Genomic DNA, 19,818 nt, shown 5'->3' with positions numbered 1-19,818 from the left:
CAGTTGCTGGTGCTATGAAACATCATAAATGGGTAAATAACAGCTTCAGTGCCAGAGCAATTAATATGAGGCCCATCAATCGCTCAAACTGTTTTCCCATCTTTAAAAATTGCTGTCGAACGACGGGTCGAGAAAACAAAACAGCGACCAGCATGAACCAGAGTGCATTGACGATACACATCCATATCCCATAAGCAAATTGTACTTTCATCGGAGTTGTCGGACTGACGAGTGTGGTAAATATAGCCAGAAAAAAATAGTCGCTTTGGGATTGAGCGCATTGGTCATAAAGCCCGTTATAAAGGCTTTGCTTTGACTCAAAGGCATATTGGCAGTTTCTTCAATCGAGGGATCGATATTGACAGAGGGAGCACGTAATAAACTCCAACCTAAATAAATTAAATATAGTGCGCCTGCGATTCTTAAAATAAGCATGAACCACGGACTTTGTTGAATAATAATGCCCAAGCCTACAAGGGTATATAAAATATGAACTGAAATTCCTATACCAATGCCAATAGCCGTGATGCACCCAATTGCATAGCCATAGCGCACGCTATTTCTAACTGTAATGGCGAAGTCAGGGCCGGGTAAAAGGACTGCAAGAAAATGCACCAAAGCCAAAGCTAAAAATTCTGAACTATATTGCATCCACATATTATTGATGCTCATCCGAAACGCGATAGCTCACGGTTAACTTATCTTTTTTAAGTTTATAGCCTGTAATTTCGAGCGTTCCAATTTCAGATAAATTTTGGACATGGGTTCCACCACAAGCAAAAGCAGGTAAAGTTCCAAAACTGACTTCACGGTAGCCATCAGCATTTTGTTGGGCCAGTCTGACGAGTTGGCTAGAAATATATTGATTGCATATCTGCTGTAAAGTTTCTAAATCTTGGTCTTCAGAATGATCTTGTCTGACAAATTGGACTTTGCATTCGTCTGGCCAGTGCTGTGCTTTGGTGGGTTGCCAGCCAAAGGCTTGCATTACATGCCCGATTAAGTGTCCTGCGGAGTGTAGGCGACTGTGATAGTGGCGTCGGGTTACGTCAACTTGAGCCTGTGCCAGACCTAAAGTAATCGCGTGATTAGAATAATGAATAATTTGATCATCTTGCATAGTAACATGAAGCACATCTATACCATTGATTTTACCTAAATCACTGGGTTGACCACCACCTTGTGGATGAAACGGTGTTTGGGCAAGCTGAATGGCAAATCGACCATCGTCAGTAGGTTCACATCTTAAAATTTCTACCTCAGCCTGAGTGATGTCAGATAGATATAAAGCTTGAGTCATGGTTATCTCTGTCAAAATTTCACAGAAAAGATTATATGAGGCTTAATTATTGATGATAATCTAGTAAAAAATTAAATTACTTTTTCCTCATGAGCACAAATCAAAGTATGGCTTTACTCCAAGAAATGGCTATTTTTGTTAAAGTTGTGGAGACTGGCAGTTTTTCAGAAACGGCTCGACAGCTTGGAAATACGCCGTCTGCAGTGAGTAAAGCCATTAGCCGATTGGAACGGGCTTTAGGAACACGGCTGCTCGAAAGAACAACGCGAAAACTGCGTTTAAGTGAGAGTGGAAAACAAACTTATGATCATTGTTTAGAGATGGTTAGAGCTGCCCAAGCAGTGATTGAGCATTCAGGAAAATTCAATACTGAACCCAGTGGTACCGTTCGGATCAGTGTACCGAAAGCCGTAGGGCATTATTTGATTCATCCACATATACCCGAGTTTCTTGAACTTTATCCTCAGATAGATATTCAACTGCTGTTGGAAGATCGTTTCATAGACTTTATTGACGATGAAATTGACTTGGCCATACGCATTACCAATGAACCGCCGTTGGGCTTAAAGGGTCGACAGCTGATTCGTATTGATCATGTCTTAGTGGCGACAGCCGAGTATTTAAAAAAGAATGGAACGCCTCAGCAACCGAGTGATTTAAATCAACACCAATGTATTTTTTTAGGTGAACAAGTCAGCGATTCAAAGTGGAAATTCCAAAAGGGTAATAAAACCACCAGTGTGACTGTAAAAGGACGATATTCGGCGAATCATACGGGTATCCGACTAGATGCGGCTTTAAAGCATATGGGAGTCGCAAGTTTGCCTTATTTTATGGCGAGACATGCTTTAAATAACCAAGCACTGATTCAAGTATTACCAGATTGGCATTTCAAGACCTATTATAGTGGAGATGCTTGGTTACTATATCCACCCACACGTTATTTAGCTCCGAAAATAGAGGTCTTTATTCAGTTTATTGCGCAGAAACTGAGTTTAGAACCCGTCCTAAAAACTGCAGAGACGCTTGCTTAATTTATTAAGATGGCATCATTCAAAGAGCTTAGAGCATGACTAATATTTATGCTGAGCTAGATAGGCGATGAAGAGTAAACATTGATGATGCATCTTTGAGATAGCCTAAGCAGACTATCGATATTTAAGCTATAGTATATGCATCGAATGTACCGCATAATTTGAATGATTTAATGTTTAAGTCCTAGCGTTGAAAAGACTTTAAAATGAAATAAGCAATTTAATAAGAGATACGCAATGAAAAAACATCTACTTTATTCTTCTATTTTGGGTTTAAGCATCCCTACTTTGGGCTATGCAGATACAACCAATATTCATGTTTTAAGTGCAACGGTAAAAGATCAAAATATTGCGAATGCACAAGTCATTTTACAAAAAAATGGTGAACAGTCTGCATCAACGTCAACCAATGCAGACGGCCGAGCAACGGTGAACAGTAGTAGTGCGAATGGCGCAGACAATTTATTGATTATCAAAAAATCAGGCTATTCAACATTGGTTGCAAAATGTCCCTGTGATGGCATGACCTATGCCTTAAGTCCTATATTGAAAGACTTAAACAGTATGCGAATTGTTTTAAACTGGGGACAGAGTCCTTTAGATTTGGACTCGCATTTAAGCTATAAAAATCAACATGTGTATTGGGACAATAAACAAGGGCAAGATGCCAATTTAGATGTCGACGATACAGACTCTTATGGCCCAGAAACCGTAACCATCGATAAGCGTTTAGACGGGCAATATTATGTTTATTCAGTGCATGATTATTCAGATCGCGCCAAACCCAATACTGCGAACCTGTCGAATAGCCAAGCAAAAGTTATGGTTTATGCAGGCGAGTCTTTGATTCGGTCTTACTATATTCCAACGGGTTTGACAGGGAACTTATGGACTGTGTTCCGCATTAGTCCAGAGGGTGAAATCCAAGATATTAATCGTATTTCGGGGACAACCATTGGGGCAAGCCAAGTGGGTTCAACAGTATCGAGTTACCAAAGCCAAGCGACGCAGCTGCATTATGTTCCTGTTTCAGCCAACGCACAGGCAAGGGCTAAAGCACTAAATTTGCAAGCGGATAAAGCCTATAAAAACAATCAATTTGAACAAGCTGCCCTGTTTTATCAACAATCCATTGATTACAATCCAAACGTTGGACAAACCTATAGTAATCTTGCTGTTGCTTATCAAAAGTTGAATCGTTCATCTGAAGCATTATGGGCAAATCAAAAGGCGATTGCCTTGGCGTCTAATGACAATACCAAAGCATATTCACATTACAACATTGGTAAAATTTATGAAAATAATCAGGACTATGCTCAAGCTAAACAACATTATCAACTAGCAAACCAATATAAACCAAGTGCGACCTATGATGAGGCTATTCAGCGAGTGAGTCGCTAAGTCTATTAATATATTGGCTTAAACTGAATAAGCCGTACTAGAGCGAAATGTACCCTAGAAGTTGGATGATTATGTCTAATTCGGAGGGTTCTTTTTTATTTGAGGTTTTTGTGATCTGTTTATGTCGTTACCATGGCAAATGGCGAAGTATAGAGTAATGTTGCAACCCAGAATTTTTACGTCCAATAAAAAGACATCTACAACATTGGGGTCAATACAGCCCGAAATGTTGAAGATGCCTTGGATTTCAGTGAGTAATCGATTATTTTGGTTCGGTAATCACTGATAATTTCTCTACACCGACGCGTTCTATACTGGCTAAAAGTTTAGCCACCGTGCCATAAGGAACGGTTTCATCGGCATTTAAGTTTAATGCTAACTTGCTGTTGGCATTTTTACGCTGTGTGATTTCTTGCTCAAAAGTTTCGAGATTGACAGGATCTTTATCTAAAAAGATTGCGCCATCCGGTTTTACACTAATCACCAGTGCTTTGTTTTGATCGGTAGATTGTGTTGGTGCAGCTTTGGGTAAGTTGACTTTTACGCTATTGGTTAATAAAGGCGCCGTGACGATAAACACGATCAATAACACCAACATCACATCGACCAGTGGGGTAATGTTGATGTCACTGACGACATCGTCATCTTGAGAAGTTGAAATAGCCATTTAAGCCAAAGCCTCCTTTTCTTGAGATGACAACTGATGCGTCGCCACTGGTTTTACTGCAACATGCGCAGTTTGAGTTTTGGTTGGCAGTTGGAAACCTACTTTTTGAGTGAGGCTGACAAAGTCTGTTGCAAAGTCATCTAAATCTGCACCAATGCCTTTTACTTTACGGACAAAATAGTTATAGGCAAGTACAGCAGGCACAGCCACAGCAATACCAATACCTGTAGCAACCAGTGCCTGACCAATTGGACCAGCAACTACATCCATACTGGCACTACCAGATTGTGCAATCGCTTGTAAGGCATGAATAATCCCAAACACGGTGCCAAACAAACCAATAAATGGGGCATTGTTCCCAATCGATGCGAGAACGGCTGAGCCTTTTTCGAGTTGACGACGTTCAGCAAGAATTTGCTTGCGTAAGTGACGCTCTAACAAATCCTGACGACTCCAGGTTTGCTGTAAGTCTTGATGGGTTTTTTCATTGGCTTCAGTCAAGGTTTTAAAACCAGTTTGGGCAATACGTGCTGTCGGTCCCTGCGCATCTTCAGACTGACCAATTGCATCTGCCAAGTTCTGGGCTGACCAGAAACTATCGACAAACAGCTTACTTTGTTTGGTGGCTTTTGAGGTTTGTACGGCTTTCACCACTATTAGCACCCAAGTGATGATCGAAAAACTGATCAATAACCAAATGGTGGCATCATGAATAATCGTATTAATATCAGACATATCGAATTTTCCTAAGATAAAATTTTACAGTTTAATTGGGTAATTTGAAGTGAATCGGAACATCGACCCAACCTTCAACTGGCGTGTTGCCACGTAGTGCAGGTGAAAATTTCCAGCGCTTCACAGTTTTTACTGCCGTCTCATCCAGTACTTTTTTGCCGCTGCTATTTTTCAGGTTGATTTCCAGAGGACTGCCTGTGGGTGAGACTTTCACACGTAACATCACAACACCTTCCCAACCACGGTCTAATGCTACTTCTGGGTATTCAGGTGCAGGATTACTCAGGTAACCGGCATAACCTTTGGCTGCTGTCACGGGCAAGTTTTCTTGTGCAGGCTTAGTCACAGGTTCAGCGACTTTTGGGGTCGGTGTGACGTTTTCTGTGGGTTCAGCCTGTGGTACTGGTTGAGCAACGGATTTAGCGACTGGTCTAGGCTGCTCAATCTGCTTCTGCACAACGGGTTTTTGCGCGGATTTTTCAACCACGGGTTTCTGTACGGGCTGAGGCTTTGCGGAAACAGGTGGAATGATCGGTTTTTGTATTTCCTGTTTGAGTTTGGGTTCAATCACCTTAGGCGGCTCTTCCTTGGGTTTTTCAATTACAATTGCGATAGGTTCGGGTTTTTTCACGACTAAGGGTGGTGTTGGAAGATGCTCTGCAAGATAAAAAATGCCGTAATGTAACGCCAGAACAGCACCAATCGCCCAAAAGATCTTATGGGTTTGAACAGGTTTTTCTGCTGCGACTGGACTTGCCAAATGGGCAACAAATGGATCTACAGCATGAAATACATTGGACTGAACATTTTGAAGTTGTTCAAACAAAATTGCCTTTTTATAAGGACTTCGACTGACTTCACTCATATCAGTAATGCACCATTCAATAAGATTTAATTTGCATTGCAGAATATTTTTTATTTCATTAATTAAATTGGTTTAATTTGAATAAGGAAATATTCTTTCAATTCTAAGTTTTTAATTAATTCACAGATGCGTGAAATAATTTAGTTAAATGAGAGATTAAAAATATAATGAATTATTTTTTAAAAATAGAAAAAGAACTTTTTTAGATTAGTATTTTGATAAAAAGTAATAAAGGAATAATTAAAGATGGTGTCTTAGAATAATTATAGATAATTTATTTTGTTTTTTAGATATCTGTTTGTGGTTAATCTTGTATTTAATTTTTATTATGGGGTAATTTTATATCTCTGCTAAATAAATCTATTTATATGCAATAAGACTGTCCATATACAGGGCAGCCTTATTCTATTTAAAGCTAAGATTTTTAAAAAATGGTGCAATAATGCTTAACTAAAGAATTTTGGCCACTTTTAAAAAGTGCTCACGCGCTCTAATACGTTCGATCCATGCTTTTAAGTGCGTATGATCATGCTGGCGCTCAACATCTAAATTGAACCAGTGATTGAGGGCTAAAGCCAAAGGAATATCGGCAACACCAAAACTAGAGCCAGATAAATAGGGCTGTTGAGCCAGCTCGACATTGGCAACATCCAAGATCTTTTCTAGTTTTTCTGCCGCGACTTTGACCGCAGCCAAATCTCTTTTGTCTTCAGGCTGTCGAACCAAATTAAAAAACACGATTCCAAACACGGGCAGGACGGTGGTGGTGTACCAGTCTATCCATTTTTCTGCGCTAAAGCGTAATTTCGGGTCTACAATCCACAATGTATTTTTTCCATAAACTTCAGTCAAATAACGCAAAATGGTGTTGGACTCCCACAAAACCGTGTCACCATCTTGAATAACAGGAATCAAACCATTGGGATTGAGCGCTAAAAATTCAGCAGTATCTGTCAGGCCATACCGCTGTCCCGCAGGAATATGTTCAAATTGAAGTCCAAGTTCGGCTGCAAGCCAAAGTACTTTGTGGACATTTAAAGAATTGGGTCTACCCCAAATGGTGATGCTCATATATTTTCTCAGAAATTTGGAATGTGAAGATGCCGTACTTTGGTAAAATCTAGCATTTAAGCGATCACCATTCTGAATAGTCAAAACGACAGAGGCGATATTACAATTTCACCAAAGTATTTAGGTTTAAGTGATTTTAGAAACGATAGCTGACACGACCATAGTAATAACCACCATAGAGTCCAAACGGCGAAAGCTGGGCATAGTAGTTTTCACCTAAGCCATCGACAATGTTGGATTTTTCTGGGTAGGTGTTGAACACGTTATCTGCACCTAAAGTCAAAGACAGACTGTCTGTGAGGTTATATGTCGCATCTAAATCGACAATCCATTTGGCTTCAAAAGTCTGGTCTGTCGCAGCTGTCTCGCTGCGTGCAATGTAACTGCCATAACGGGATAAACGGGTATTTAAATCCAGTTTTGCGTATTGCCAATTCGCTGCTAAGGTGAATTTGGTTTTCGGATCTGCATCGGTGACCATGCCTTTGGTACGACGAGTGATACGATCAATATTGATACCGTCTAACTGGCTTGGATTATCCGCTATCGCTGTAATATCGGTTTCATTCCAGTTGAAACCTAAGCTCCAGCGGATACGACCGTATTGATTCAGCTGTTGGGTGTAGTCCGCAACAACATCGACTCCATTGGTTTCTGTATCAAATAAGTTGGCATAGTAAGTAACGTAATTGACGTTGGAAAAACCGTTGGTCGTCAAGATGTTATTGATACCTGTTCCTGTAAGTCCCGCCGTGGACGCAATACGATCTTTCAGTTCAATCCGATAAGCATCGACCGCAAGGTTAAAGTTCTTGAATGGGCTATAGGTTAAACCCAGTGAGAAGTTAGTCGATTCGGTGGGATCAAGTGCCTCTGCACCTAAAGCTTTTCCTAATGCTGAATCGGTACGTACAGATTTACTGTATACATCTGAGCGAACGCCATTGTTTACCGTACTCACAATACCCGTACTGGCAAAACCTTGTTGATATAAAGAGGGGGCAATAAAGCCTGTGCTGGCTGTTCCGCGTACCGCCAGTTGTGGGCTGAACTCATAACGGCTGTTAATTTTACCGTTAAATGTATCGCCCGAACTGTCATCATAATGCTCAAAACGGCCTGCTAAACCCACAAACCAGTTTTCGGTTACATCTAAACCCAAATCTAAATAGGCAGCGGTGTTACTCCGGCTAATATCGGCTTCATCTTCAGGTAAAAGTACACGAGCACCAAAGGTTCCAACAGTTGCAGGTAAGCCAGCATTATCACCTGTAGGAATAATATAACCGCCATTTTTATAGGCTAAAGGATCAGTGGCTTTAGAAGACCAACCTTCTTTACGATAGTCGAGGCCCCAAGCAACGCTGAGCGGCGTTGCACCAAAACCAACATCGAAAGTTTTCTTCAGGTCAAGGTTGCTGACCCATTGGTAAGCATCGTATTTTTGCAAACCAAATGAAGCCGGGCTAGACGGTCCAAGAGATGGATTTAGGTTATTTTGCGTAGAGTGGTCTTGCGTGTTTTTACCATAGGAGCTACTCACATCCCATGCCCAGCCGAGCACATTATCGCCTTTTAATCCCCAAACGGTTTGTACATCCGTTTCACTTAAAATGACATCAGGTGTAGTACCATTTGGAAAGATTTCAACAATACCCGATCTGGAGTTTGGACGACGGTAGGATGCACCAGTCGAGGCATCACGCCAGCCCGCGGTGGTGTAGCTATATAGGGTGGCTGCATTGCTTAGAGGAAGCTCAGCATTTGCAGAAACGTTAAACTGTTCAACGGAAGGCAGGCCTAATTTATTTAAATTACGATCTATGGTCGCTTCACGTGGGTCATCTTGACCATTTACTTTTGAATAAATATTGCCTGAAACAGCCCCTGCACGGGTGGTGGCATCTTGATTTTTCAGATCAAAACCAAAATTGATAAAACCATCTTGGCCTAGAGGTGCACCAACGTTGGCATTCAGTTGGAAGGTTTCTCCATTTCGGTCAGTGCCTGAATAATGCTCGCGACCACCATAGGTGGTACTAATATTGCCGCCATTATCAGCCGATTTGAGCACAATGTTGATCACCCCAGCAATGGCATCGGAACCATATTGAGCGGCTGCACCATCACGTAAAACTTCAACTCGTGCAATAGCACCAATTGGAATCAGATCTAAGTCCGCTGCTTGGTAGCCCTCGCCAAAACCGTATTTGTTAATGGCCAAAGCACCGACATGACGACGTTTGCCATTCACAAGTACGAGCGTATGCCCACCACCCAAACCACGTAAACCCGCAGAACGGGCTACAGCTCCGTAACCATCAGGTTGGCTAGGCACTGTAGCCACGCTAAAAGAAGGAATTACTTTTGCCAAAATGTCTCTTAAAGCGAGGGTGTTGCCTTGTTTGACGAGTTGTTCGCCACTAATCACATCTACAGGTGCAGGGCTTTCAGTGATGGTACGAATACCACCGCGGTTGCCCACCACGACTACGCTTTCGAGTTGTTGAACATCTTCTTTTTCAACGGATGTTACGGTTTTTTGCTGAATATCTTCAGCGTAGATTGAGCCGGTAATTCCGCAAGTTAATGCAAAAAAAATGGATTGATGAAGGAGTGATATTTTAAAACCCAGCTTTTCAGGCTGAGGCTGTATTAACTTGGTGTGCAGCATTATCTTTTCCAATGATGATGTAATTTATAGAGGTTTACTTAAAACAATAATCTGATGAGTACTTCGACTCTGGTAGTCAATATATCGATTGTTTTTTTATTGTTAAATATTAAATAATCATTTAAATATCAGTTTTGAGTAAATATGTTTATATTGAAATATTAATAAGTTTTTCTTTATTTTTAATAACAATTCAATCTCTTTGTGAAAATCATATTTTCACTTTTTTATATAACTTTAAGTTTATTTAATATTTAATTTTTAAAGCGTAAATTAGTTTAATAGGTCCCAACTTTATATCTTTTGGAAAATAGAAAATGGGGCTGAGTTATAAATTAAGCATACTGGATAAATGCCCAAGAGCCGAAGGTATCAGCGCGGAACAGTCATTTAAAAATGCATTGCAAATTGCTCAAACGGCAGAAGCTTTAGGCTTTTATCGTTACTGGGTGGCTGAGCACCATTCCACGGCTTTGTTATCCAGTCCATCTCCCGAAATTTTGATTGCATGGTTATTGGCACAGACTAAAAGCATTCGAATTGGTTCGGGTGGGGTGATGTTGCAACACTACAGTCCTTATAAAGTTGCGGAAAATTTTAATGTTTTAGCAAGTCTTGCACATGACCGCGTGGACTTGGGGGTAGGCAAAGCACCTGGCGGTTTTCCTGTTTCAACTCAAGCATTACAGCTTGGGCTAGACCAAACACAAAAGGGCAACTTTAAAGTCCAGTTACAAGCATTAGATCATTATTTGAATACAAAATTAGATCGAAATCAGCCTGATCAGGTTGCTGCAACACCAATACCTCAGCAAAGTGCAGAAAAGTTCTTATTGGGGGCCAGTATTGAAAGCGCTCGACTTGCAGCAGATTTAGGCTGGAAATTCGTATTCGCTGCGCATTTAAATGGCGATGCCACCTTACTTCAAGATGCGTTGCAGACCTATTCAAACTTTTCAGCTGGAAAAAAGGCGATTGTTGCAGCACAAATTATTGTGGCAGATAGCCGTGATCAAGCGGAAGAATTAGCAGCAGGACTGTCTGTTTGGACCTTAGAACTTGAGAATGGTCAACGGGTCAAAATCCCGAATGAACAAAGCGGACAGGAGTTTTCGAGACAAGCTCAATCTGCGATTAAAAGTCTTAAAAAAGAGCAGTTAAACATTATTAAAGGTACTGCCGATGATATTCATAAGCAATTACACGCTTTACATCAGCAATATGAAATTCATGAATTTATTGTTGAATCGCCACTGTTAGATCATGCAACGCGTCTGAAATCTCTAACTTTACTGGCACAGCACGCTGTGCTTGCAGCTTGAGTTGGAGAAGTTGATGTCAAATAGGCAGTTACTTGAACAGCAGTTGATCAGTTGGAGACATGAATTACATCGTCATCCAGAATTATCAGGTCAAGAGTTTCAAACCACCGATAAGTTAAAACAATGGCTGTCTGAATACGGCATTGAAACTTCAACTTGGGGTTTAAAAACAGGACTGATTGCGGATATTGGCACTGGTCATCCAATTGTCGCTATTCGAGCAGACATCGATGCGTTACCCATTCATGAAGAGATTGAGCAAGACTTTCGTTCAACTCAAAATGGGGTAATGCACGCTTGTGGACATGATTTGCATAGCTCGACCATTTTAGGCGCTGCGATTTTACTTAAAGCTCAAGCGTCTGAATTAAAAGGTACGGTACGCGTTATTTTTCAGCCTGCCGAGGAAACTTATAGCGGCGCTTATGAGGTAATCAATAGTGGAGCCTTGGAAGATGTATCCGCCATTTTCGGTTTTCATAATGTTCCTGAGTTGCCTCTAGGCACTTTTGCAACACGCTCTGGTGCATTTTATGCCAACGTTGACCGATTCAAAATTGTGATCAAAGGCAAAGGAGGGCATGCAGGCCGTCCGCATGAAACCAAAGATCCGATCGTTGTCGCGGCACAGTTGATCAGTGCTGTGCAAACCATTGCCAGTCGCAGCATAAATAATTTAGACACCTGTGTGGTTAGTATCACCCAAATACATGCGGGCACAAGCTGGAACATCCTGCCAGAAGAAGCGCACTTAGAGGGCACGGTACGAACCCATTCTCCTGAGATTCGCCTAGCCGTTGAACAAAAACTTAAACAAATTGCACAGGGTATTGCACTTGCCCACTCAGCTGAGATTGCTGTGGATTGGGACAATGGCCCCGCGGCATTAATTAACACTGCGACATGGGCTGAACTGAGCCAAAGCGTTGCACGTGCGCAAGGTTATGAGGTGCAAGATGCGCCACTTTATTTGATCGGTGAAGATTTTGGCGCCTATTTAGAACAGATCCCGGGTGCTTTTGTCAGTATCGGCAGTGCCAGTTCCTTCGGTTTGCATCATCCCCAATATCAACCTAATGAATCTTTAATTTATCAAGCTGCTCAATACTTTGCTGCCTTAGCAACACAAGCACTTGAGTCTATTCATAAAAATGCAGAGGTCTAACATGAGTAATAACAAACAAATTCGCCTTGGAACTATCTTACACGGTGCAAACGGAAATATGTCTGCATGGCGCCATCCTGAAGCGGTGGTCGATGCCAGTATTAATTTTGAATTTGCCAAAAATGTAGCGCTTCAGGCAGAACAGGCAAAGTTTGATTTTGTCTTTGTGGCTGATGGTCTATATATCAATGAAAAATCAATTCCTCATTTTCTCAATCGTTTTGAACCGATTACGTTGCTTTCAGCCCTAGCCAGTGTGACGCAAAATATTGGTTTGGTGGGTACAGTGTCGACCTCATATAGCGAGCCGTTTACGATTGCACGTCAGTTCGCCAGTCTGGATCATTTAAGTGGCGGTCGTGCAGGATGGAATGTGGTGACCACACCACTAGAAGGTACTGCAAAAAATCATACCCGTAAGCAGCATCCTGAGCACAGCCAGCGTTATGAAATTGCCGATGAATATTTGCAAGTGGCAAAAGGGCTTTGGGACTCATGGGGTGAAGGTGCTTTTGTTCGCAATAAAGAAACGGGGCAATTTTTTGAGCGCAGTAAATTACATACTTTGAACCACAAAGGAAAACACTTTGAAGTGGCTGGCCCCCTCAATGTGGAGCGTTCGCCACAAGACCGTCCGATTTTGTTCCAAGCTGGAGCATCGGGTGCAGGTCGTGCATTAGCTGCGAAACATGCCGATGCTATTTTTACCCATCAAGCCTCTTTGGAAGAAGCACAAGCGTTTTACTTAGATGTGAAACAGCAAGTGATTAAGAATGGTCGCGACGCAGATGATTTGCTTATTTTCCAAGGGATTGGGGTATTGATTGGAGATTCTGCTGAGGACGTAGAGCGTCAATATCTTGAAACTGCTGCATTGGTGACGATAGAGGATGCACTGAATTATTTGGGGCGCTTCTTTGAACACCATGATTTTTCTCAGTATGAACTCGATGCACCTTTTCCAGAACTGGGCACACTAGGTGAAAACAGCTTCAAAAGTGGCACTGATGAAATTAAACGTAAAGCCAAAGCAGAGAATCTAACTTTACGTCAGGTTGCACTGCAAGCAGCAACTCCACGTCCACCTTTTGCTGGAACCGTGGAAGAAGTGGCTGATCAGTTGGAACTGTGGGTAAAAGAAGAAGCGGCAGATGGCTTCATTATTGCGGGCGCAACCCCAAAAACTTTAGATACTTTTGTTGAAAAAGTCGTGCCATTGCTGCAACAGCGTGGCCTATATCGTACCGAGTATCCGGGCAGCACTTTACGTTCTAGTTTTGGTTTAAAGCGACCAGAAAATCAATTTGAACCATCAGAAAAGGAACAGTTTCATGCGGTTGAATAAAACACCTTTGACGATTGCTTTGGCACTGTTTCTAGGAATTTCTTTGGTTGGATGTAGTAAAGAACAAACATCTAATCAAACAGCTAGCTCAACAGCCGAGTCTACAAAATCGACCGATAAAACCGATTTTTATAGCCGTGAGCTTGCAAAGTTAAAAGAGAATATGACGCCTATTCATGTTGCTCAAAATGCAGAAGCCCGTCAAAAAATTCCAAAAGATTTTAAGTTTGTAAATGCAGGTTATTTAACCATTGCTGCGATTTCAGGCGCACCTCCATTAAGTGTATTGGGACCCGATAACCAAACCTATATTGGAACAGAAATTGATATTGCCCGTTTGATTGCAGACAGTTTGGGTTTAAAGCTGAAACTGGTTCGCACCTCATGGGAAGACTGGCCGCTCGGTGTGATTAGTGGCAAATATGATGCAGCCATTGCCAATGTCACTGTGACCAAAGAGCGTAAGGAGAAATTTGACTTTGTGACCTATCGCCAAGACGTATTGGCTTTTTATGTCTCAGAGAAAAGTAAAGTCAAAGCCATCAAAGGTCCCGATGATATTTCAGGTTTAAAAGTGATTGTCGGTTCTGGCACCAATCAGGAAAAAGTGCTGTTGGACTGGATTGAGGACAATAAAAAGAAAGGGCTGCCACCGGGGCAAGCACTTTATTACGATGATGGTGCATCCGCAAGTTTGGCGCTTCAGTCTGGGCGGGTTGATGCCTTATTTGGTCCTAACGTTGCTTATGCATGGCAAGCAGCAAATGGTGCAAAAATCCGTTTAGCAGGAACAGCGCTCGGTGGTGGAACACGACCTGCCGAATTGGGGGTCACGCTGAAAAAAGGCGGTGGTTTGGCCGATGCGGTACAGACAGCTTTAAATGGAGTAATTCAAACAGGCGAGTATCAAAAAGTCTTAGCGCGTTGGGGGGCACAGGCAGAAGCGATTCAGCATTCTGTAATCAACCCGCCGGGGCTAGGAGACTAAAAGGTACAACGCCCAGACAATGGTAATTTTGTTCTGGCATTAATAAGTGTGATGAGTTGCTACAACAATGGGAGAGCGGCTCACACGTAAAAAAGTTTGAAAACTGATTAATTGGATTAGATTAGTCTTCAATTGATTCAGGATAAATAAGAGGCCGTTATGCAAGAAAAATTTATCCAAATACCCGTTGATGTGCCCGAAGCACAGCCTTTACTGGATCAGTTATTTGCTGAATATGAAGAAATTTATGGTGATTTTTTTGCACGCCAAGATGCACAAGTGATTGATGAACGTAAAAAAGCCACACATCGAGAACGCTATGAAGGCGCGGAAGACTTTTTACCGCCGCATGGATTATTCGTGGTGCTTAAACGTGATGATGAAGTCATTGCAATGGGTGCGTATAAACGCTATGACGCAGAAACCGCAGAGTTGAAACGGATTTGGTCACATCGAAACTTACGTAAACAGGGGCTGGCTGCAAAAATAGTCAAAGAACTTGAACGAAGTGCGCTTGCTGCAGGGTATCGCAAAATCTTTCTCACCACGGGGTTTAAACAAATTCCAGCAGTGAAATTGTATTTGAGCTTAGGTTATGAACCGCAGTTTGAACTCACCCCAGATTTTAATTTTGATCGATACATTGGTGCGCCTTTACACGGTGGACTTCCTTTTAGAAAGACTTTATTGCAAAAGGAGGTCGCATGAGTTTAGAGCACTATAAAATCGTTCCAGCACGTCATCCACTGCGTTACATTGGCGTCGCATTTTCGATATTAATTATTGCAGTCGTCGCGGAATCGATATTTTCCAATCAAAACTGGGGCTGGCCTGTTTTTAGACAATGGTTCTTTGATCCTGCCATTCTTCAGGGCTTGTTAATGACACTGAAACTGACCTTTTGGTCAATCGTGTTTAGTTTAATTCTGGGTACCATTGTAGCCATGATGAGACTGTCTTCATCTTGGTTAATTCGCTCATTGGCATGGGTGTATATCTGGATGTTCAGATCATTACCATTGCTGTTGGTGTTGATTATTCTCTATAACTTTTCTTATTTATATGAATACATTAATGTCGGTGTACCTTTTACCGACACGGTCTTTGCCCAATTTAAAACTATTAATGCACTGGATCAGTTCTCAACGGCTTTGGTGGGTTTGGTGATCGTACAAAGTGCTTATACCGCCGAAGTGATTCGAGGTGGGATTTTGTCTGTCGATCATGGTCAATTTGAAGCAGCGGCGGCATTGGGGCTATCATGGTGGCGCCGTACGACGCGGATTATTTTACCGCAATCGATTCGCAGTATTATCCCCGCGATTATCAATGAATGTGTCGGTTTATCTAAAGGCACATCGATTGTGTATGTTTTGGCAATGCCTGAACTCTTTTACACCGTACAAATGATCTATAACCGCAACCAAGAAGTGATTCCGCTGTTGATGGTTGCCGCCGTTTGGTACGTAATTGTCACCAGTGTTTTTTCCATCGTGCAATGGTATATCGAAAAAATATTGGCGAAAGGTGAGCGGAAATCAGCGATTAATAGCTTTGCTTTTTTCAAGAAAGCACAGCCACACACAACCCAGCCGCGTATAGGAGCCAGCTATGATCATTAATCAATCAACATCTCCTGCAAATGGTCATATCCAAGTGAGCCATGTATTTAAAAATTATGCGGGACATGCGGCATTACAGGATATTAGCCTTGATATTCCTGCGGGATCTGTGACGGTAATTATTGGTCCATCTGGGTCGGGTAAATCAACTTTACTACGCACTATTAATCATTTAGAACGTGTGGATGCAGGATTTATTCAAATTGATGATGAGTTTATCGGCTATCGGAAAAAAGGCGATAAACTTTATGAATTAAAAGAACGAGACATTTTAAAACAACGTAAATCTGTGGGTTATGTTTTTCAGAATTTTAATTTATTTCCACATTTAAATGTTTTGAAAAATATTATTGAAGCACCTTTAGCACATAAAAAACTGAGTAAAGATCAAGCGATTTTAAAAGCCAATCAATTATTGGGTTTAGTGGGGCTAAGGGATAAGGTTGAAGCATGGCCCAAACAACTTTCTGGGGGACAACAGCAGCGTGTTGCGATTGCCAGAGCTTTAGCCTTAGACCCTAAAGTGATTTTATTTGATGAGCCAACTTCAGCCTTAGACCCTGAGCTGGTTGGAGAAGTTCTAAATGTAATCAAAAGCTTGGCGAAATTAGGTAAAACCATGGTGATTGTAACGCATGAAATTGCTTTTGCACGAGAAGTTGCCGACCATGTGGTGTTTATGGATCAGGGTAGAATTGTTGAACAAGGTACGGTGCAACAAGTTCTGGAACATCCTAAAGAAGAGCGAACGCAAAACTTTTTATCTCGGGTTTTATAAATTTGAGTCTTATTTTTTAATGATATCTATTTTAGTTTTATATATTAAAATCGTTGGTGAATGATAAAACTAACGGTTTTTTTATAAGTTTAATTTTGTTGATAAGGTATGATTAAATCCATATAAATAGAATAAATTTCATCCTTTATAATCATTTTAAATTTATTTTTAATAGTGATTAAAATGAGCAGATTAATTTATTTAGATTATGCAGCAACAACACCTATTCTTCCTGAAATTTCTCAAGCAATGATTCGATGTTTGTCCGTAGAAGGTGATTTCGGAAACCCAGCCTCACAATCGCATCATTATGGTTGGGATGCTGCAAAACATATCACCACGTCTAGACAGCACGTCGCTGATTTAATCCACGCCAAACCTCAAGAAATTATTTGGACTTCAGGTGCGACAGAATCGAATAACCTCGCGATTAAAGGCACTTTAGATGCTTATAAGCATAAAAATAAACACATTATTACCAGCAAAATAGAGCATAAGGCCGTTTTAGATACCTGTGCAGAGCTAGAAAGTCTCGGTTTTCAGGTTACTTACTTACAACCTGAGTTGGGTACAGGTGTGATTCGCCCAGAGCAGGTAAAACAAGCCATTCAACCCAATACAGTTTTGATCTCGTTGATGATGGTTAATAACGAAATTGGCACATTAACCGATATTCAGGCCATTGGTCTTTTAGCGCATCAACATCAGATTTTATTTCATGTCGATGCCGCCCAAGCCGCTGGAAAGACACAGATTGATGTTCAGGCGATGCAGATTGATTTACTCAGTTTATCTGCCCACAAAATATATGGGCCCAAAGGCATTGGTGCACTCTATGTTCGTCAAGATATTCAAAAACAGATCAAGACCCAAATTCATGGTGGTGGGCATGAGCAAGGCTTACGTTCGGGAACTTTAGCCACACATCAAATTGTGGGTATGGGAGAAGCATGCCGACTGGCTAAATTAGCCTTAGGGGAAGAACAACAGCGGATCCAACATCTAAGGAATAAGCTATTGCAAGGTTTACAGGCTTTAACACCCGTGAACTTAAATGGCCATGCCACACAGCATGTCGCAAATTATTTAAATGTGAGTTTTTTAGGCGAACGAGCCAATTCTATTATTGCCACGATTAAACAGGTAGCCGCAGTTTCAAGTGGCTCGGCTTGTAATTCGCATCATGCCGCGCCGTCGCATGTACTAAGTGCTTTAGGACTGAGTGAAAATTTAGCGTCAAATACGGTACGTCTTAGTTTTGGAAGATATACCACGCAAGATCATATAGAAATATTGTTGAAGCATTTAGTAATGGTTTTAAAGGAAAAAAAGGCAACAACACAGTTATCTTTTGTCTAATTCTTAAAACTATGATTTATTTGGATTAAAAACTAGAGTTTATTAATAAAATTTTCTCTAGTTTTTTTAACTGATAAAGATGGTATGCAAATTTTGTGTAAGTGATGTGTATTTAGTAAAATACAAATTGGTTTTAGTTTAATTCAGTACTAGATGTATGGATATCTAAAATAAAAAAAGTGTGGGTAAAATCAAAATAGTGATTTTTTGTTTTTGGCAATGGGTGGTACTTAGTATGTCAAATATTGTGTTTTTAAATACAATAAATACATGCTATTGTGATATTGTTCTCATAAAAATACATAAAAAAAATGTGCTTTTTCATTTTTAAAGTTACATAAAAAAACAATTTTATTTTTAATGTGTATAATTCTTAAAATAGATATTTTTCTATTTATAAAAAATAGTTTTTATTGTTATCTATTTGTTTTTCATATAAAAAATAAATTTTAAAACATTGGTTTAACATGTGTTTTTAAAAAAGTTTAATAAGATATTTTAAAAAATCTTAATAGTTTTTTGTCAGATTTTAGTGAATTTATACAGGTGTATTTTAAAGAATAATAAACTAGTGTAAAAATATTGAGAGAAGAAATAATTTACTTTTAATACTCATTTTTTTATTTGATGAGCCATAAGAATGCGCAGGTTATGAGTAGCTAAAAGTCGTTTAAGTTTAATAAGACCAAAAAACGTTTTTATTTTTGGATGGAAATAACAAATCAATACCATTTCAGAGGGTTATTTGTATGGTTACTCAAATTTCAATAGTAGGTAAGGAATCTCATAAAGAAGCTGTGGCTAATATGGGAGGATCAAACAAAGTTCAGTTATCAAAAGAAAACCCTTCAGTAGTCAAGCTTCAGCTAAATAAAGATGATGTTAAGAGTTTTTCAAAAGAAGGGAATGATCTCAAAGTTATTTTAAATAATGGAGAGGTTATAACAATTGTTGGTTTTTTCGCATCGGATAATAGTTTAGTTTTAGAAGGTAGTAATGCCTTAGTATGGGTAGATTTTGTTGCTAATGGAGATGCTATAAATGCAACATATTCAACTTTGAGTAATATTGAACCTTTACTTTACGATGATAATGGAATGTCTGCATTAGCGTGGATTGCAATTCCATTAACTGCGGGAGGCATGATAGCTTGGGCTGCAAGTGATTCAGATGATGATTCAGATACAAGAGTAGTAGATACTACTGGTGGAACAGGCGCTACGGGTGAAACAGGCGCCACAGGGGGAACAGGTGCTACGGGTAATGATGGTGCTACTGGGGCGACAGGAGCGGATGGCGCAACAGGTGCCACAGGAGCAGATGGCAAATCACTTTTAGAGATTTTGATAGATGAGGGCAAGTTACCACCGGGTTCTGATATTAATGACCTGATTGATTACCTCAAAGGTGCAGATGGCGCAACGGGAGCAACAGGTGCGGATGGTAAGTCAGCACTAGAGCTTTTGATTGATGCAGGTGAATTACCACCGGG

The 19,818-nt window shown here is 40.6% G+C and carries 17 protein-coding genes and 1 pseudogene; 11 read left to right on the top strand and 7 right to left on the bottom strand.

Features of this window, described 5'->3' with window-relative positions:
* Positions 1-22 precede the first annotated feature (22 nt).
* Both F946_RS06225 and F946_RS06220 read right to left on the bottom strand, forming a co-directional pair.
* A pseudogene (locus tag F946_RS06225) lies at positions 23-657 on the bottom strand (LysE family translocator).
* A gap of 1 nt (position 658) precedes the next feature.
* A complete protein-coding gene (locus F946_RS06220) occupies positions 659-1,300 on the bottom strand; it encodes an alanyl-tRNA editing protein (RefSeq protein WP_004980292.1) in 642 nt (213 codons plus the stop codon).
* Between the two features lie 89 nt (positions 1,301-1,389).
* Between F946_RS06220 and F946_RS06215 the strand changes: the two genes are divergently transcribed.
* Positions 1,390-2,334 carry a LysR family transcriptional regulator gene (locus F946_RS06215; protein ID WP_004980289.1) on the top strand — a complete coding sequence of 315 codons (945 nt, stop codon included), beginning with the start codon at positions 1,390-1,392 and terminating at the stop codon, positions 2,332-2,334.
* Between the two features lie 237 nt (positions 2,335-2,571).
* Positions 2,572-3,735 carry a tetratricopeptide repeat protein gene (locus F946_RS06210; protein ID WP_004980287.1) on the top strand — a complete coding sequence of 388 codons (1,164 nt, stop codon included), beginning with the start codon at positions 2,572-2,574 and terminating at the stop codon, positions 3,733-3,735.
* A gap of 262 nt (positions 3,736-3,997) precedes the next feature.
* On the opposite strand, the gene F946_RS06205 is transcribed toward F946_RS06210, so the two are convergent.
* The 5 genes from F946_RS06205 to F946_RS06185 form a co-directional block, all read right to left on the bottom strand.
* A complete protein-coding gene (locus F946_RS06205; RefSeq protein ID WP_004980281.1) occupies positions 3,998-4,402 on the bottom strand; it encodes an ExbD/TolR family protein in 405 nt (134 codons plus the stop codon).
* Complete coding sequence (locus F946_RS06200; protein WP_004980280.1) at positions 4,403-5,137, bottom strand: MotA/TolQ/ExbB proton channel family protein; 735 nt, start codon at positions 5,135-5,137, stop codon at positions 4,403-4,405. It lies immediately after the preceding gene.
* A gap of 31 nt (positions 5,138-5,168) precedes the next feature.
* Positions 5,169-6,002 (bottom strand): energy transducer TonB, encoded by an 834-nt coding sequence (locus tag F946_RS06195; protein ID WP_004980276.1) that lies wholly within the window; start codon positions 6,000-6,002, stop codon positions 5,169-5,171.
* Positions 6,003-6,452: 450 nt separating this feature from the next.
* Positions 6,453-7,073 carry a glutathione S-transferase family protein gene (locus F946_RS06190; protein WP_004980274.1) on the bottom strand — a complete coding sequence of 207 codons (621 nt, stop codon included), beginning with the start codon at positions 7,071-7,073 and terminating at the stop codon, positions 6,453-6,455.
* 136 nt (positions 7,074-7,209) lie between these two features.
* On the bottom strand, positions 7,210-9,747 hold the full coding sequence (locus F946_RS06185; RefSeq protein WP_004980273.1) for a TonB-dependent receptor plug domain-containing protein: 2,538 nt from the start codon (positions 9,745-9,747) through the stop codon (positions 7,210-7,212).
* A 317-nt stretch (positions 9,748-10,064) separates the two neighbouring features.
* Here F946_RS06185 and F946_RS06180 point away from each other — a divergent pair, with 317 nt between their 5' ends.
* From F946_RS06180 to F946_RS17475, 9 genes are all read left to right on the top strand, one after another.
* A complete protein-coding gene (locus tag F946_RS06180) occupies positions 10,065-11,069 on the top strand; it encodes an MsnO8 family LLM class oxidoreductase (RefSeq protein WP_004980271.1) in 1,005 nt (334 codons plus the stop codon).
* Positions 11,070-11,082: 13 nt separating this feature from the next.
* Positions 11,083-12,234, top strand: coding sequence for an amidohydrolase (locus F946_RS06175; protein WP_004980262.1), 1,152 nt, complete (start codon positions 11,083-11,085; stop codon positions 12,232-12,234).
* Position 12,235: 1 nt separating this feature from the next.
* A complete protein-coding gene (locus F946_RS06170; RefSeq protein WP_004980261.1) occupies positions 12,236-13,579 on the top strand; it encodes an LLM class flavin-dependent oxidoreductase in 1,344 nt (447 codons plus the stop codon).
* Entirely contained in the window at positions 13,566-14,567 is a 1,002-nt protein-coding gene (locus F946_RS06165) for an ABC transporter substrate-binding protein (RefSeq protein WP_004980260.1), read from the top strand. Before F946_RS06170 ends, F946_RS06165 begins: the two co-directional genes overlap by 14 nt.
* Positions 14,568-14,726: 159 nt before the next feature.
* Positions 14,727-15,275 carry a GNAT family N-acetyltransferase gene (locus F946_RS06160; protein ID WP_004980259.1) on the top strand — a complete coding sequence of 183 codons (549 nt, stop codon included), beginning with the start codon at positions 14,727-14,729 and terminating at the stop codon, positions 15,273-15,275.
* Entirely contained in the window at positions 15,272-16,189 is a 918-nt protein-coding gene (locus F946_RS06155) for an amino acid ABC transporter permease (RefSeq protein WP_004980258.1), read from the top strand. Before F946_RS06160 ends, F946_RS06155 begins: the two co-directional genes overlap by 4 nt.
* Entirely contained in the window at positions 16,179-16,967 is a 789-nt protein-coding gene (locus tag F946_RS06150; protein ID WP_004980257.1) for an amino acid ABC transporter ATP-binding protein, read from the top strand. Before F946_RS06155 ends, F946_RS06150 begins: the two co-directional genes overlap by 11 nt.
* Before the next feature lie 183 nt (positions 16,968-17,150).
* Positions 17,151-18,326 (top strand): cysteine desulfurase family protein, encoded by a 1,176-nt coding sequence (locus tag F946_RS06145; RefSeq protein WP_004980255.1) that lies wholly within the window; start codon positions 17,151-17,153, stop codon positions 18,324-18,326.
* A gap of 749 nt (positions 18,327-19,075) precedes the next feature.
* A partial coding sequence (locus F946_RS17475) for a BapA/Bap/LapF family prefix-like domain-containing protein (protein WP_004980253.1) occupies positions 19,076-19,818 on the top strand: 743 nt, incomplete at its 3' end.

Source organism: Acinetobacter johnsonii ANC 3681, from assembly GCF_000368805.1.
GTDB lineage: Bacteria > Pseudomonadota > Gammaproteobacteria > Pseudomonadales > Moraxellaceae > Acinetobacter > Acinetobacter johnsonii.
The sequence above is the reverse complement of the archived record's forward strand: the minus strand, read 5'-3'. Positions and strand labels throughout refer to the sequence as shown.

Bases quoted from the DNA above. Each gene is read 5' to 3' on its own strand.
- F946_RS06220 (WP_004980292.1), bottom strand. From the start codon at position 1,300: ATGACTCAAGCTTTATATCTATCTGACATCACTCAGGCTGAGGTAGAA.
- F946_RS06215 (WP_004980289.1), top strand. From the start codon at position 1,390: ATGAGCACAAATCAAAGTATGGCTTTACTCCAAGAAATGGCTATTTTT.
- F946_RS06210 (WP_004980287.1), top strand. From the start codon at position 2,572: ATGAAAAAACATCTACTTTATTCTTCTATTTTGGGTTTAAGCATCCCT.
- F946_RS06205 (WP_004980281.1), bottom strand. From the start codon at position 4,402: ATGGCTATTTCAACTTCTCAAGATGACGATGTCGTCAGTGACATCAAC.
- F946_RS06200 (WP_004980280.1), bottom strand. From the start codon at position 5,137: ATGTCTGATATTAATACGATTATTCATGATGCCACCATTTGGTTATTG.
- F946_RS06195 (WP_004980276.1), bottom strand. From the start codon at position 6,002: ATGAGTGAAGTCAGTCGAAGTCCTTATAAAAAGGCAATTTTGTTTGAA.
- F946_RS06190 (WP_004980274.1), bottom strand. From the start codon at position 7,073: ATGAGCATCACCATTTGGGGTAGACCCAATTCTTTAAATGTCCACAAA.
- F946_RS06185 (WP_004980273.1), bottom strand. From the start codon at position 9,747: ATGCTGCACACCAAGTTAATACAGCCTCAGCCTGAAAAGCTGGGTTTT.
- F946_RS06180 (WP_004980271.1), top strand. From the start codon at position 10,065: ATGGGGCTGAGTTATAAATTAAGCATACTGGATAAATGCCCAAGAGCC.
- F946_RS06175 (WP_004980262.1), top strand. From the start codon at position 11,083: ATGTCAAATAGGCAGTTACTTGAACAGCAGTTGATCAGTTGGAGACAT.
- F946_RS06170 (WP_004980261.1), top strand. From the start codon at position 12,236: ATGAGTAATAACAAACAAATTCGCCTTGGAACTATCTTACACGGTGCA.
- F946_RS06165 (WP_004980260.1), top strand. From the start codon at position 13,566: ATGCGGTTGAATAAAACACCTTTGACGATTGCTTTGGCACTGTTTCTA.
- F946_RS06160 (WP_004980259.1), top strand. From the start codon at position 14,727: ATGCAAGAAAAATTTATCCAAATACCCGTTGATGTGCCCGAAGCACAG.
- F946_RS06155 (WP_004980258.1), top strand. From the start codon at position 15,272: ATGAGTTTAGAGCACTATAAAATCGTTCCAGCACGTCATCCACTGCGT.
- F946_RS06150 (WP_004980257.1), top strand. From the start codon at position 16,179: ATGATCATTAATCAATCAACATCTCCTGCAAATGGTCATATCCAAGTG.
- F946_RS06145 (WP_004980255.1), top strand. From the start codon at position 17,151: ATGAGCAGATTAATTTATTTAGATTATGCAGCAACAACACCTATTCTT.